Consider the following 16,148-nt stretch of genomic DNA (forward strand, 5'->3'; position numbering starts at 1 on the left):
TTCAGTGTAAAATGTACTTGGGTCATGTAAAAGTCCTCCTGGGTATGTTTTTGTCGTTAAAAACATTGTACCGTAAAAGGACTGTTATATGGCCTTTTTACTTTTACACAATTATACGGACTTTATCTAACTTTTGAATAATAATTGTTTGGCCAAAGGTAGATTAATATGAATGGTGATATATTATTTGAGTGCTTAAGTTTCGAAGAACAATTATAAGTTAGCATATTAAAACCTTTTGATAGAATCATTTTGAGTGAGGTGTTTAAAGGAGAGGAATATAACTCGGTAGTATTTACAGTCTCTATAGAGTATTATTTAAAACTTATAGAATATAAAAAACTGAACGTACTATGAATTTAGTTCACGACGTCCAGTTCAACATATCATTTTTATTTAGTATTTAAATATTTAGCAAGTCTCTTCATACCTTCTTTTAAAACATCCATTTCATAAGCATAGGAAATCCTTACAAATCCTTTACCGAATTCTGTAAAGGATGAGCCTGGAACGATTGCTAAATGTGTTGATTCAAGTAAATCGACACAAAATTCGAAATCGTCATCGGTGATATGTTTAATACTTGGGAAAATATAAAACGCGCCTTCAGGTTGAGCGGTAATCTCAAAACCTAATTTAGTTAATTCAGATACTAAATAATTTCTTCGTTCTACATAAGCTTCGTTCATATATTTAGGAGCTTCTAATCCTTCGTTAAGTGCTGTTATACATGCTATTTGAGCTGGAACATTGGCACAAATACAATTATAGGCGTGCATAAATGTTAATTTATCAATCAAATATTGAGGTCCTAATAGAAAACCAATTCTTATTCCGGTTGCTGAGTGTGATTTACTTAAACCACCAATTAATATTAATTGATCACGAATGTCTTCAAATTCAGCGAAGGATACATGTTTACCACTAAATGTATTTTCAGCATAAATCTCATCGCTAATAATAAATATCGGATATTTTTTTAATACATTTACGATATTTAAAACTTCATTTCTTTTTAAAACTACGCCAGTTGGATTAGTCGGATAATTTAACAAGACAGCTTTTGTCTTTGGAGAAATATGACTTTCTAATGCATCAGGTGTAATTTTAAATTGTGTTGCTGTTGTATCAATATAAATTGGTTTACCACCTAGTACTTCGATGAGTGGTATGTAGCCTGCATAAATTGGTCCCGGTATTATAATTTCATCTCCAGGCTCTATGATAGAACGTAACGTTGTGTCTATTGCTTCACTTGCTCCATTTGTCACAATAATTTCTTCAGGATCATAGGAAAAATGATAACGATTTTTGAAGTATTGACTAATTGCTTCGCGAGTTTCTAATAACCCTTTATTGTGAGAGTATGATGTCTTGTCATTGTTAATAGCATCAATATATGCCTTTTTCACAACATCAGGCATCGGGAAGTCTGGTTGGCCAATAGTTAAATTAACACAATCATCCAAATTATTCATACGATTTGAAAATTGGCGAATACTTGGTGCTCTTAAATATTTAGAATTAGAATTTAAAGAAAGTTTCATTTGTGACACCTCAAATATAAATCAAATATTGTCTAAAAATTTAGAAATTAATAATATCATAACATACTTTTAAAGCAAAAAAGGGTAAATTACTTAAGCTTTATTTGAAAAACGAAAAATGTCTAAATACACTGTAGTAACTACTTTTCAAAATGAATAAAGTGGTTACAGTTAATGTACTTAGACAGTATAAAATTATGAATCTTTAAACTGTGATGGTCTTTGTAAATTAATTATTGGATTTGTCCATTTACAAACAAAGTTTGTAGATAATACATATACGATGATTACAGATATACTTATTAAATAAAGATAAGTCATTAATGATATAGGATTATCGAATGGGTACCATTCAAATCCTCTAACAATGCCAATAATTAAACCATGTAATAAATATACGTATAGCGTACGACTACCAATATAAGTATATAATTTTTTCTTTGTTGACATTAAATTTAGAAACGCAGTCATTGCGATTAATATAATTCCATATAATATAAGTCGTTTAAAAGGACTGAATATACTCTGTCCTTCATTTTCAAGTGAAGTATATGGTGAACTTCCCAATAACCAATCTGCATTGATAGGATGAATCACGTAAACGATAAAAAACAAAATAAAGGTAATGATAGATACTGGTATTAGTTTTTTATTTTTAAAAATAGCCGTATGTTTTTTGGTGAAAATGTAACCTAGATAAAATATTGGGAAAAATACGATTGTCCTTGAAATGCTTAAGTAGCTATCGATGTTATCTGAAAAACCTGCTCCAATAGATATAATAATTGAAACTGATAGCACTTTATATGGATTAAATCTTCTAACTATTACTAAAATGACATGAAAGAAAAATAGCGTGATCAAAAACCATAACGCAAATACTGGGTTAAAAGGATCAAGTTGTAATTCGTCACTTTTACCTGTTAAGAAATAATAAATTGAAAAGAATGCAAAAAATATCATATAAGGTACTATCAAACGTTTTGAAATTTTTTCTAAATAGTATGGTTTATCAATATTTTTCGCGAAATAACCAGATATAAACAAAAATGTTGGCATATGGAAACTATAAATAACTAGGTATAATGCTGATAAATATTTATCGCCACTAGTGTAGGGTTGTAACATATGTCCAAATACGACTAATAATATTAAAATTGCTCTTGCGTTGTCAAAAAAATAATCTCTCTCTTTTAATGAAGTCATATTTTATCTCCTTTATGTCCATAAGACTCTTACTAATTTATTATATTTTGTATTAGTTATGCAACAAATTTGTCTATTGTGTCGAATAGTATTGTAAAAATTATAAAAAAAGCATATAATATTATAAATAATATGTAGTGGAGTAGAACAACATGTATAAACAACTTGAAAAACTTATTACACTGACTAACAATGACTTAAACTTAGTGAATAGAAGATTTGGACAACGCACGGATATCACATCTGAACAGCTAGAACTTCTCCGTATTTTATTTAATTACGATCGCTTATCACAGTATGATTTGACGATGAAGATTAGCAGGGAACAATCTATAGTTTCAAGGTGGATTAAGAAATTAGTTTTGAAAGGGTACATCACAAGTCAACAATCTAGCGAAGATTTAAGATGTAAAGAATTAATTTTGACTGATCAAGCACGTACATTAATTTCACAAATAAATAATGCACGTTGCGAATTGATTGAAGCAAGATGTCAATGTTTATCGGAAGTCGAATTAGACAATTTAAATCAATTACTTGATAAGTTAAATCAACGACGCATATCGTTGTAACACGACAATAGCAAACACATAATTTAGTGTCGTTGTGCACACAACAAAAATTGAATCATGAATTACAAGCAAAAGTAGCGGTGATTGTTAAAATTGATGGTAAACAATCACCGCTATTTTTGCTTGTGTATGTATAAAAAAGGGATCAAAGGTCATCCCCCATGATTGATAGTGGGGGATGACTTTTGATCCTATGTTCATGTTGCTTATTTATATTGTGGGATGTCGAAGTATTTGCCGACTTCGCCAATTTTATCATAGTAGCCTTTGATGATTTTAGCATTGATGTTAGCCCAATCTATATCTGTAGCATATTGGTGTGTTCCTGGATGTGCAGGATTCCATCTCATTTTGTAAAGTGTATTTTGACCAGCTTTTACATATGAGTTGCCGATGAATTTAGCACCACCAACGATTGCTTTTGATACTGTGTCCCAACCAGCTTGTTTAGCATATTTAATACCTTCACGTAAAGGATCGTTATCATATGCAGCAATACCAAATACGTTATGGTATTTCGTGTTTGAGTTAGTTACAACTTTGTTGTTCACTACATCTGCACCTTTCGCTAATTGAGAAGTACCGTTACCTGTTTCTAATAGGGCATGTGAGATAAGATAAACTTCATTAATGCCATACATTTGAGCAGCTTTGTTAAATGCAGCACCTTGGTTTTCTAATACACCTTTACCTTTTAAGAATTGATTGATTTTATCAATAGAAATATTTTGTGGTTGGTCTAAGCGTAAGAATTGATATTTTAATGCTGGATCTTGAGCTAAACGCTTCGTATCCATTGCATGCTTAACATCATTAAAGTTAGCATCTGTCCACTTACCTGGTACACGTTGTACTTGTGGTTTATATTGTAAACCAGCTTGTATTTGAGCAACTTGGTTTAATGTCATACCTGTTTGATTATACTTAATTAATTCTTTAGCTAAATCAGTTGATTTAATCCATGCTAATTTACCGTTAGATAATTTACCATAGTACCAAGTTTGTCCATTAATGACTTGTTCTTTAACAACTGCGAATGGTTGTTCATTAAATGCTTTTAATGAGTATTTAGCTGTATCAGAATTTGGTGTTACATAGTAATAACCATTACCATTTTTAATTACATAAGTGTAGTTATAATCTTTGGCAGCTGATGTAGTTGGTTTAACAGCAGTTGGTGCAGTTAAATCTTTTGCATTTACCCAACCAGTGCGGTTATTAATAGTACCGTATAAATAAACATCTTTGCCTACAGATACTTGTTTCGTTGCATTAAATGTACCTTGAGCAATGTTATTGCCTGTTAAAATGACTTGGTTTTTAGTACCCCAAGGAACCATTGATAAGCCGTTATTTGATTTATTAACAGTATATTTTTGAGTCGTTTTAACTTCTTTGCCTAAGTTTTGAACATTTAAGTCTTTTACATTGAACCAACCTAATGGGATGTTATGGCTTGTATTGTTTAATAATACATACGTTTCATTACCATGAGCACGCTCTTTTGTTACATAGAACGTACGGTCTGCATATTTCGCACCGTTTTTCGCTGTTTTTTCATAAACAGAAGCACGAATACCAGTGTTGTTTGGTTTAACTTGAGCAATCTTGCTAACTGTTTGAGTCGTTTGTGGTTTAGTAACAGTATAAGCTTTTACAGCTGTTTTTGGTTGTGCTACTGCTTTTTTAGGTGCAGCAGGTACAGCTAAATATGCTTTACTTACCCAACCAGATTTACCATTTACAGTTCCAAATAAATAGATAGATTTATCAATTTGTTGTTGCTTAGTCGCTTTAAAAGTTTGGTTACCTGTACCAGAAACTGCACCAGCTTCTTGTTTATAAGTGCCCCAAGGTACTGAATATAATTTAGTGCCTGGTTTTACTGTATATGTTTGCATTACATTTACAGGTGATTTTGCATTGTTATAAATAACGTCACCTTGTTTAACCCAACCAATTAAAGTTGGACTATTGTAATCTTTAACTAAGTAGAATTTGTTTCCACCTAAACTTGCTTCTTTTGTTACAGCAAATGTTTTTTGAACTTCTTTCGTTGGCTTACCAGTTTTGTCATAAACTGTAGTGAATAAGCCATTGTTTTTAGCATTAATTTGAGCAACACCGTTTAATGATGAAACTGTTAATTTATTATTTGTTGTAGGTGTTGATGGCTTAGGTGTTGGTGTAGGCGTAGGTTTAGCAGTATCAACTAAATATGCTTTACTTACCCAACCAGATTTACCATTCACAGAGCCATATAAATAAATTGATTTATCAATTTGTTGTTGCTTTGAAGCCTTAAATGTTTGGTTTCCAGAGCCAGACACACTACCAGCAACTTGTTTAGATGTACCCCAAGGTACTGTATAAAGTTTCGTACCAGGTTTGATTGAATATGATTGATTTACATTTACAGGTGATTTAGCTGTGTTGTAAACCACATCGCCTTCTTTAACCCAACCAAATTTATTACCAGAATTGTAATCTTGAACAAGATAGAATTTTTGATTACCTAATGTAGCTGTTTTAGATACAGCAAATGTTTTTTGAACTTCATTAGTTGCTTTACCAGTTTTGTCGTATACAGTAGTATATAAACCACTATTTGTTGGTTTGATTTGTGCGACACCATTGTTTGCAGCAACTGTTAATTTACCAGTTGATGGTTTCGACGGTGTTGTTGGTTTTGATGGTGTAGTAGGGGTAGTTGTAGATTGCGTACCCCATGGCGCCACTTTACCCATTTTTATTAAATATTTTTCATTAATTAAGTCATATAATTGATCATAACTATAATTATGACTTCTTAAATATCCATGTGGATCGGCATGGTCAGTACCACCTAAATATTTACTTACAGCGTAGTGAGTCCATACTGTACCATTTCCATCATACTCAGCACTGTCTGGTTTTAAACCATAATATTGTAATTGTGTAGCTGCATAGTCAGCATAGTTATTCATTGAACGTGCAAATGAAGCATAGTCGTGTGTGTGTACGATTTCAACATTGATGAATCTAGGGTTACCGACTGCACCGACACCCCAAGATAAGTAATCCGTTGGTGCTGTTTCGATTATACGATCCCCATCAACAAATGCATGTACGAATGCGTTTTGATAGTTATTTTTCATATAACTAATTTCACCATTTATCGTCGAACGATCATTAGCTGTATCATGAACTACGATACCTTCAGGACGACCTACGCCGTTACGGTATGCGTATTTAGGGAAGTAAGATGTATAATCTTCTTCAATTTTAGGTGCTTTTAAGTTATTTTTACGAATGTAATCGTTAATTGAAGAGTTTACTTGTGGTTTATATTTTGGCAAACTCGTTTTTGGTGTTGCAGCAACTGATCTTGGTTGTGCTGAAGCGCTAAAAGTAGTTACTTTAGGTGTCGCTTCAGTTTTAGCTTTAGGTGCTGATGTAGTTGCAGCTTTAGGTGCTGCGGCTTTATATTGCGTTTCAAGAGCTGCAGGTTTAGCAGCTGATTTAATTAATTCTGGATTAATTTGATTTTCTGAATTATCATCTTCATCATCAACTAAACTATAACCAGCATTTGTAACATTAGTGTTAGTTTTAGGTGCTGTAGTGCTTGTTGACTTTGCAACAGGCTGCGTATTATTTGTAGTCGCTGATTGATTAGCACGAGTGTCACCATTTACTTGTGCAGTATCAACTTTTTGACTTACTTGAGCATTGCCTGTTTTGTTATTTGCTGTTTTTGGTTGGACAATAGCAGGGTCTTGATATACTTGAGTGCCAGAAATGTTTTGCGTTGGATTTTTTACCTCAGCTTTTGCTTGTTCAGTAGTTGCTTTAACTTTATTACTATCTAAAACGTTTTTATTAGTAGTTTGATCTTGTGTCGTCTCAGCTGCTTGAACTTGATGTGCAGTGACTGCTGAACCTACAAGCGTTAATGCAACCATTGATGGTAGTTTGTAATTGAATTTTTTCGCCATTCTATTTATTACTCCTAACATTTATTAATTATTACTAACATTATAGTACCTGTTTTATATACCTGTGCGTATTTAACCAATTTGTAATATACTCTTAATTTACATTTTCACTGTAAAAAAATGAAAAAAATTTTGAATCTCAATGGTGACGTGACAAATCAAATAGAATTGATGTCAATTTAAGAATTGGTTTATTACAAATGTTTCTAAAATAGATACAACTTTTTTTAATTAAGCGAGGTTAACTTTTTTGTCATTTCAATATGCTCGATGCCTTCCTCAAGAAATATATTACCTCTCATTTTAAAGTTTAAACTTTCATAAAATGGGATAGCATGACATTGGGCATTCATAGTAGCTACGTAAAAACCTTCATCTTTAGCTAATGATTCTACAGCTTGCATAAGCATTCTACCCATTCCTTGTCCACGATGTGATTTCATCACAGCTACTCGTTCTATTTTGACAGTTGTTTCATTAATAGGGCGTATTCGAGCAGTGGCAACTGGCTGTCCATTATCATATCCAATGAGGTGAATAGATTCAGATTCATATTCATCAATTTCACTTTCCTCAGGGACGCCTTGTTCTTCTACAAACACTTTCTTTCTTATATAGAAGCAATCTTCTAACATCTTTTGATTGTTTACTTTTGAAAACATAAAATTCCTCCACATCCTAACAAAATCATTTACATTTAATTTACTAATAATAACATAGAATAACGATTGTTATTTTCCTCAAAAATAATTAGACATAAAAAAGCTATAAAGATGATTGTTGTGAATCATCTTTATAGCTAATTAATTATTAATGTTATAGTGCTTCTTTTCTAATAATTGCTGTATATTGCCAAAAGATTCGCATTTGAGCAATATTCCAATTATTCATTCCCATTGTAAATCCTGAAGGCTTAAATATATTCACATCAGTTACTTCTAAAGCTGCTGCAACTAAATATTGTAATGGAATGCTAAGTGATTTCATTGTTTCGGTAATGCCATTTTCATCATATACCCATGAAAATGGTAACTCTGATTCGAAAACATCAACACTATTGAAAATTTCAGGTAGGGCTAAAATATAACATGCACCATCTACAATAGGATTGTCGATACTATTTTTGTAATAAATTAGGAGTGCTTCATAGTTTTCTCGATGCTCATGATTGACGTAAAAAAATTCACTTCTAAAATGAGCCATATCTTGGCTATGAATGATTTGTTGTTCTAACATATTAAACATGCCATTTATATTTGCAATCTTTTCGTATGTTTTTCTACTCATGTATGATGCTCCTTTCATAAATAGTAAATGTTAATCGTCATATAATATTAATTTACAACACCATTTTGGTTATTTGAAGCTTGTGGCGCTTGTTGTGTGCCACCTTGATTTTGATTTAAGTTTTGATCTGTAGCAGGTTGTTGTTGATTGCTGGAATCACTGTTATTAGTTGAATCATTGTTCTCGTTAGATGTCTTATCTTTATCTGTCGTATCATTTTGTTCTTTTCTCAATAAACTACTATCTAAAGGCGTTAATGGTATTAATGAACCATAATGATTAATGACACGTTGATCTAAGAAATCATTTTTATCATTAATAGGTGATAATTCTAAGTCTTTACGAAGTAAGTTTGCATATTTTTGAATGCTTTCAACACTTGGATGATAATAGTAAATACCATTTAACATATCATCTTTACCTTTTAATTGCGCAGTTTTAATTTCAACATCATTTGTTAAGTACATTTTTGCTAAAGCTTTAATTTCAGAGTTAGTTAAATTATGCTTTGCATTTTTACCTACAATTTGAATCACGTTATCAAGTTTATCAATAGAATCAACTTCCTGTGCTTTTTGGAATAAAATCTTAATTAATTCCATTTGACGTTGTCCACGTTTTAAGTCTGAATCATGATGTCTAGTTCTAGCAACTGCTAAAGCCTCATCACCATTTAATTTTTGGTACCCTTTTTTAATTTTAATCTTACCAGTATCATCTGTGTTAGGTTCATTTAAGTCGTATGGCACATCATAGTATATGCCACCAAGCTCATTTACAGCCTCGACAAATGCTTTCATATTGACTCTCACATAATAATCAACAGGTACATTCATGGTAGCTTCTACCGAATCCATTGCGGCAATTGGACCACCATATGCATGTGCATGGGTAATCTTATCGTAATAGCCAACTTTAGGAATGTAGCTGATAGTATCACGTGGAATACTAAGCATTCTAATTTGATGTTTTGATTGATTAAAAGTAGTTAAAATCATAGCGTCTGATCTAGAGTGTTCAGCATCCTGTCCTTTTTTTCTTCTTCCATCGTTATCATCGATACCTAAGAAAAGAATAGAGATAGGTTGTTCTTCGGGATTGACTTTATTATCTCTTAAGTTGGATTGACGATTAGCATTTTTGCTGTCTTGAGAAGATTCGAATGCATCTTGGGACGTTTTAAAAAGTAACGTAGCGAAGACTATTGGAACAACAATGAGAACCAATGCTAGAAGGATCAAAAAGTATTTTAAAAATTTATTCATGATTGATGCTCCTATATTAAATTTTTGTTAAATCATAATCATAATTTTAAAATATAATTAGTTGAACGATATTTATACAACTTCATTACTAATACATTATAGCCTTAAATTGTAGTACTTTATAGTAAAAAATACAAATGTTATGTCAAAGTTCCTTGTAATTTGAATGTTTTGTTAAAATCAAAAAGCATTTTTAAAAATATAATGCGACTTTAGTATGATGTCTTAAAAAATTTAAAGGCGTAATATAAATTCGAGTGATTTATACAAAGTGATAAGGTATAATTAATTTTGTTGTATAGATAACATATTAGAAAAACTTATTACTATGTAGCGTAAAGCATAAATGAATGATAAGTTAATTTTTGTAAGTTGTATTATTAGGCATCTAGGTTCAAATTTTTAACGATTTAAATATATAAAATGAATACATTGTGAGGCAATTATCAAATGAAATTTAATAAAGTAAAACTAGTTATACATGCGTGTGTACTATTATTTATCATTATTTCTATAGCGTTAATTTTTCATCGATTACAGACGAAGACACATTCTATAGACCCAATACATAAGGAAACAAAATTATCAGACAATGAAAAATATTTAGTGGATCGTAATAAGGAAAAGGTTGCGCCGTCTAAACTAAAAGAGGTATATAATAGCAAGGATCCTAAATATAAGAAAATTGACAAGTATTTACAAAGTTCATTATTTAACGGTTCAGTAGCTATATATGAAAATGGCAAATTGAAAATGAGTAAAGGTTATGGATATCAAGATTTTGAAAAAGGTATTAAAAACACACCGAATACGATGTTTTTAATAGGTTCAGCTCAAAAATTTTCAACAGGGTTACTGTTAAAACAGTTAGAAGAAGAACATAAAATAAATATCAATGATCCAGTAAGTAAATACCTTCCATGGTTTAAAACATCTAAGCCTATCCCATTGAAAGATTTAATGTTGCATCAAAGTGGATTATATAAATATAAATCCTCAAAAGATTATAAAAATTTAGATCAAGCAGTTAAAGCGATTCAAAAACGTGGTATTGATCCTAAGAAATACAAAAAGCATATGTATAACGATGGGAATTATTTAGTACTTGCGAAAGTAATTGAAGAAGTTACAGGTAAATCTTATGCTGAGAATTATTATACAAAAATAGGAGATCCTTTAAAACTTCAGCACACAGCATTTTATGATGAACAACCTTTTAAAAAATATCTAGCAAAAGGTTATGCTTATAATAGTACAGGACTTTCATTCTTAAGACCTAATATTTTGGACCAATACTATGGTGCAGGTAATTTATATATGACACCAACAGATATGGGTAAATTAATTACTCAAATACAACAATATAAATTATTCAGTCCTAAAATAACCAATCCATTATTACATGAGTTTGGTACGAAACAGTATCCAGATGAATATCGATATGGTTTCTATGCTAAGCCAACATTGAATAGACTTAACGGGGGATTCTTTGGACAAGTCTTTACTGTTTACTATAATGATAAGTATGTAGTTGTACTTGCATTAAATGTAAAAGGAAACAATGAAGTTCGAATCAAACATATTTATAATGATATTTTAAAACAAAATAAACCTTACAATACGAAGGGTGTTATTGTTCAATAATTAATATAGAAGATATAACATGTATATGGCATTAAGGCATCGACCTTATCTGACCAGTATACGAGTTATATCTTCTTTTTTATAGTGGTAAAAAGTTTAAAGTATAAGGTTGAAGAAGGATGAGTTTAAAAATATGTGTTAACTGATAAAAGGGGAAATCATTTGGTGAGTTGGCATCAGACTAAAATGAATGAAGACGAATACGTTGGTCCATGCGTGGTGTGAATGTTTTCTAAATCTAACTGGAAATGATAATTTAATAATGTACACTTTTGATTGTTTAAACATGTACAATTTTTAAAAACCTAGGGATAATTTTATTGACGTGAACAACATTGAGATTATCTTTAGACATAAATATGGATTTTGAAGTTACTATATTTATTAGTTGTGGTTGTTAATGTATTAATTGAATTGATTATAATGATTGTCTTATAAGATATAGAAGGGGACTTAACCATTTAAAAATTGAAGGAAAATAAAAACCAGCTAACAAAAGTGTTAGCTGGTTAAACTTTACATTATTAAAATGTTGTTTATAAGTGTGAAGAGTGACCGCCTTGCATAACCCAATATGTTCCGACAACGAAACAAAGTGTAATTACAAGAGCAAAGATAACTTTGAATGTTTGTAAACGTCCATCTTTACCTTCAGTTAAATGCATGAACATTAATAATTGAAGTCCTGCTTGGACGAATGCAAAGCCAAAGATAATTGTCAACTTCGCGTGGAATGTTAATGACGTGTATAGTGTTACGTATACTGCTAAAAGCGTTAATACGATAGATGCGATAAATCCTACAGTATGTTTCATTATTGTACTCATCCGCTATACACCATCCCTATCATATATACGGCAGTAAAGATGAAAACCCAAACAACATCTAAGAAGTGCCAGTATAAACTTACTATAAATAATTTTGGCGCATTATATTTGTCTAATCCGCGTCGTTGGATTTGGATTAATAAACAAATGGCCCAAACGATACCTAGCGATACGTGACAACCATGCGTTCCTAATAGGATAAAGAAACTAGACCAGTAAGAACCAATTGTTGGGTTAACGCCTTCTGATGCATAGTGTGCGAATTCATAAATTTCGAATCCAACAAAGACTAAACCTAAAAGTAACGTAATGATCATCCAAAACATCATTAACTTTTGTTTTTCTTGGCGCATGTAGTAAATAGCAATACCACATGTGTAAGAACTGAATAATAATGCAAACGTCATTATTAAAACAAGAGGCAATTCAAATAACTCAGTAGTCATTTTACCTGCATAATCGCCACCATGTTGCAAAGTTAATAGTGTCGCAAATAGGGTACCGAATAACGCAAATTCGGCTGTAATGAAAATCCAAAAGCCAAGCTTATTTAATTCGCCTTCATGTGTGCGTGAATCAATAGTGTTTGTATCATGACTCATGACTTACAGCCTCCCTTTCTTTAATACGCGCTTCTCTTAATCTAGCTTCAGTTTCAGCAACTTCAGCAGCAGGGATATGATATCCGTGATCGATTTGGAAACTGCGATAAATCATAGTACCAAAAATACCGAATAAACAAATTAATGCTGGAATTACAGTTTCGAAAATTAAGAAGAAACCGCCGATAGTCATAAAGATACCAATCCAGAATCCAACAGGAGTATTGTTTGGCATATGAATGTCTTTGTAATTATGGTTGTCTAAGTAATGACGACCATGTTCTTTCATATCAACAAATGTGTCGTAGTCATTCCAATCTGGTGTAATGGCAAAGTTGTATTTAGGTGGAATTGCTGATGCAGTAGTCCACTCTAGAGTACGACCAAGGCCATCCCAGTTATCTCCAGTTGCTTCACGTGGAGATTTGAAGTGACTGTATACGATACTAACAACAAGGAATAAGAATCCGATTGCCATTAATAATGCACCGATAGTTGAAATTAAGTTTAATAAGAACCAACCATCTGATGGCATATAAGTGTATAAACGACGTGGCATACCATCTAATCCAAGAATGAATTGTGGTAAGAAACAAACGTTAAATCCGATCATGAAGAACCAGAAGCACCATTTGTTTAATGTTTCGTTTAATTTGTAACCCATCATCTTTGGATACCAGAAGATTAAACCAGCTAAGCAGGCAAATACAACACCAGTAACCAATGTATAGTGGAAGTGAGCTACTAAGAAGTACGTATTGTGATATTGATAGTCAGCTGATGCCATTGCTAACATTACACCCGTAACACCACCTAAAAGGAAGTTAGGGATAAATGCTAATGAGAATAGCATTGGTGACTCAAATGTAATACGTCCTTTATATAATGTTAATAACCAGTTAAACAATTTCACACCAGTTGGAATACCAATCAGCATTGTTGAAATTGAGAAGAATGAGTTGATTAACGCACCATTACCCATTGTGAAGAAATGGTGAACCCAAACTAAGAAACTAAGGAACGCGATACCGGCAGTTGCCCATACCATACTTTGATGTCCGAATAAACGCTTACGAGCGAATGTCGGGATAATTTCTGAGTAAATACCAAATGCTGGAAGGATAACGATATAAACTTCAGGGTGCCCCCATACCCAGAAGAAGTTAGCCCAAAGCATTGGCATACCGCCATGTGCAACTGTGAAGAATGCTGTGTCAAATATTCTATCAGTTGTCATTAATGCTAACGCTACTGTTAAAGGAGGGAAAGCAAGAATAACAATTAATGTAGTAATAAATGTTGTTACTGTAAACATTGGCATTTGCATAAACTTCATAGTTGGTGTTTTACATCTTAAAATTGTTACAAAGAAGTTGATACCTGTAGCTAAGGTACCAAGCCCTGAAATTTGTATAGCTATTAAGTAATAGTTAACACCCGGACCAGGACTGAATTCACCTGCTAGTGGCGCATAGTTTGTCCAACCAGCTGCTGGTGAACCACCAATAATAAATGACAGGTTGAATAAAATCATACCTGCAAAGAATAGCCAGAAACTTACGTTGTTTAATACTGGGAATGCAACATCACGTGCTCCAATTTGTAATGGAACAACGATATTCCATAAACCAAAGATAAATGGCATTGCCATGAAGATAATCATGATTACACCATGTGTACTAAAAATTTCGTTATAGTGGTTAGATTCTAAAAATTTGTTATCAGGTACTGTTAATTGCGCACGAATAAGTAACGCATCAATACCACCACGGACGAACATTAATACGGCACAGATTAAATACATAATACCGATTTTCTTATGGTCTACAGATGTGAACCATTCTTTGTAAAGATATTTCCATAATTTAAAGTAAGTAATTACTGCGATTAAACCAATAACTAAGAATGGGGCACCAATTTGTGCCATTGTAATCATCCAGTTACCTTTAACTAGTAATTGATCCCATGGAAAATTCATTAATGTCCACCTCCATGATCATCATTGTCTTGATCTTGCGCATCTTTTGAAATTTTCTTCATTTCTTTCGCATTTTTCGATTCATCTTTCTTGAACTCATTGTTATATGGTTCGTCATTTCCAAGAATCATCAACTTCATACCATGTCGTTTATAGTTCGCATTTGTAATTTGAGCTTTACGAGCAGGTATTAATGGTTTGTCTGATACATCTTTAAACATATTTTCTTCACTAGTGAAGTTTGGATCTTTCAATTCGAAATTGAAACGTTTATATGCATAGAAGATGTATTCTGGATCGGCTGCTGGATCAACAAACGCCATATGTGTACCATTAAATTCTAAAGCTTTATTAGGTGTGCTTGGTAATAATTGTTTATCAAATGTATCTTGATCTAACGTTTTCTTACCTTTAACTTCTTTCACCCATTTGTCGTAGTCTTTTTGACTAACGGCATTTACTTTAAATGTTTGACGTGAGAATCCTTCACCATTGAAGTTAGAGTTACGACCTCTGAACGTACCAGTTTGAGATGCTTCTAACGTCCAATTCATTGTCATGCCAGTCATGGCATATTTTTGACCACCTAATTGTGGAATCCAGAAACTTGTCATTGTATCCATAGCTTGAAGCTTAAATACAACAGGACGATCTTTAGGGATTGTTAATGTGTTAACAGTCTCTATATGTTCATCTGGATAAGCAAAGAACCATTTGTATCCTGCACTTACTGCATATACAACCATTGGATCTTTCTCACTCTTCGGTGGTTTTTCGTAATCGTATAAAGTTTTAACTGTAGGAATAGCTAAAGCAGCAACGATTATGATAGGTATTACAAACCATATTGTTTCAATGATGGCATTATGGTGCATCTTACCAGATTCGGCATTCTTATTATAACTATACTTGTAAATAAAAATGGCGAACATGCCAAGTACAACGAAACAAATAACAAGCATGAAGACGATTGAATAAAGAATCAAGAACTTCTGACTACTTGCTACTGGCCCTTTTGCGTTGAAAATTTCTATATTTGAACAACCACTAAGTAAAATTAGTGTGCCAAATAATAGAAGCAAAGACTTAAATTTTGACACTTTTTTGACCTCCTAATACTACAAATGTAGGGCTTAACATTAATTTTAAGTTATTACACAATATTTACAAGGGCTTATGGGAAAAAAATTAATAAAATTGTATCAAAAATGTTGATAAATCAAGGTGTGACGTGGGTTCACAC

13 protein-coding genes are annotated in these 16,148 nt (G+C 32.2%); 3 read left to right on the forward strand and 10 right to left on the reverse strand.

The genetic code is table 11. From position 1 onward, the window contains the following. Positions 1-392: 392 nt before the first annotated feature. Entirely contained in the window at positions 393-1,547 is a 1,155-nt protein-coding gene (locus tag IDG66_RS12015) for an aminotransferase class I/II-fold pyridoxal phosphate-dependent enzyme (protein WP_000777577.1), read from the reverse strand. 195 nt (positions 1,548-1,742) lie between these two features. Further along, positions 1,743-2,753 (reverse strand): acyltransferase family protein, encoded by a 1,011-nt coding sequence (locus tag IDG66_RS12020; protein ID WP_000202439.1) that lies wholly within the window; start codon positions 2,751-2,753, stop codon positions 1,743-1,745. 152 nt (positions 2,754-2,905) lie between these two features. Here IDG66_RS12020 and IDG66_RS12025 point away from each other — a divergent pair, with 152 nt between their 5' ends. Continuing rightward, positions 2,906-3,325 (forward strand): MarR family transcriptional regulator, encoded by a 420-nt coding sequence (locus IDG66_RS12025; RefSeq protein ID WP_000278015.1) that lies wholly within the window; start codon positions 2,906-2,908, stop codon positions 3,323-3,325. Between the two features lie 26 nt (positions 3,326-3,351). Beyond that, complete coding sequence (locus tag IDG66_RS12030; protein ID WP_001788579.1) at positions 3,352-3,462, forward strand: hypothetical protein; 111 nt, start codon at positions 3,352-3,354, stop codon at positions 3,460-3,462. A 69-nt stretch (positions 3,463-3,531) separates the two neighbouring features. On the opposite strand, the gene atl is transcribed toward IDG66_RS12030, so the two are convergent. The 4 genes from atl to IDG66_RS12050 form a co-directional block, all read right to left on the reverse strand. Further along, positions 3,532-7,302, reverse strand: coding sequence for a bifunctional autolysin (gene atl, locus IDG66_RS12035; protein WP_001074542.1), 3,771 nt, complete (start codon positions 7,300-7,302; stop codon positions 3,532-3,534). Between the two features lie 227 nt (positions 7,303-7,529). Then, positions 7,530-7,964, reverse strand: coding sequence for a GNAT family N-acetyltransferase (locus IDG66_RS12040; protein ID WP_000491986.1), 435 nt, complete (start codon positions 7,962-7,964; stop codon positions 7,530-7,532). Positions 7,965-8,118: 154 nt separating this feature from the next. After that, positions 8,119-8,589 carry an osmotic stress response protein gene (locus tag IDG66_RS12045; RefSeq protein WP_000088431.1) on the reverse strand — a complete coding sequence of 157 codons (471 nt, stop codon included), beginning with the start codon at positions 8,587-8,589 and terminating at the stop codon, positions 8,119-8,121. A gap of 47 nt (positions 8,590-8,636) precedes the next feature. Beyond that, positions 8,637-9,854 carry a polyisoprenyl-teichoic acid--peptidoglycan teichoic acid transferase gene (locus tag IDG66_RS12050; protein ID WP_001031978.1) on the reverse strand — a complete coding sequence of 406 codons (1,218 nt, stop codon included), beginning with the start codon at positions 9,852-9,854 and terminating at the stop codon, positions 8,637-8,639. Positions 9,855-10,304: 450 nt separating this feature from the next. On the opposite strand from IDG66_RS12050, the gene fmtA reads away from it, so the two are divergent. Then, a complete protein-coding gene (fmtA, locus tag IDG66_RS12055) occupies positions 10,305-11,498 on the forward strand; it encodes a teichoic acid D-Ala esterase FmtA (RefSeq protein WP_000671245.1) in 1,194 nt (397 codons plus the stop codon). Positions 11,499-12,034: 536 nt separating this feature from the next. Here the strand turns inward: fmtA and qoxD are convergent. The 4 genes from qoxD to qoxA are packed head-to-tail and all read right to left on the reverse strand — an operon-like array spanning position 12,035 to position 16,005. After that, complete coding sequence (gene qoxD, locus IDG66_RS12060) at positions 12,035-12,313, reverse strand: cytochrome aa3 quinol oxidase subunit IV (protein ID WP_001797236.1); 279 nt, start codon at positions 12,311-12,313, stop codon at positions 12,035-12,037. Between the two features lie 8 nt (positions 12,314-12,321). Then, the gene (gene qoxC, locus IDG66_RS12065; protein WP_000017736.1) at positions 12,322-12,927 is read right to left on the reverse strand and encodes a cytochrome aa3 quinol oxidase subunit III; all 606 of its coding nucleotides are present in this window, start codon (positions 12,925-12,927) and stop codon (positions 12,322-12,324) included. Further along, positions 12,917-14,905, reverse strand: coding sequence for a cytochrome aa3 quinol oxidase subunit I (gene qoxB, locus IDG66_RS12070; protein WP_001010762.1), 1,989 nt, complete (start codon positions 14,903-14,905; stop codon positions 12,917-12,919). The genes qoxC and qoxB overlap by 11 nt, the downstream gene beginning before the upstream one ends. Beyond that, entirely contained in the window at positions 14,905-16,005 is a 1,101-nt protein-coding gene (gene qoxA, locus IDG66_RS12075) for a cytochrome aa3 quinol oxidase subunit II (RefSeq protein WP_000032836.1), read from the reverse strand. Before qoxA ends, qoxB begins: the two co-directional genes overlap by 1 nt. Between the last annotated feature and the right edge of the window lie 143 nt (positions 16,006-16,148).

This window comes from Staphylococcus sp. EG-SA-18 (assembly GCF_017151825.1).
Classification (GTDB): Bacteria; Bacillota; Bacilli; order Staphylococcales; family Staphylococcaceae; genus Staphylococcus; species Staphylococcus aureus.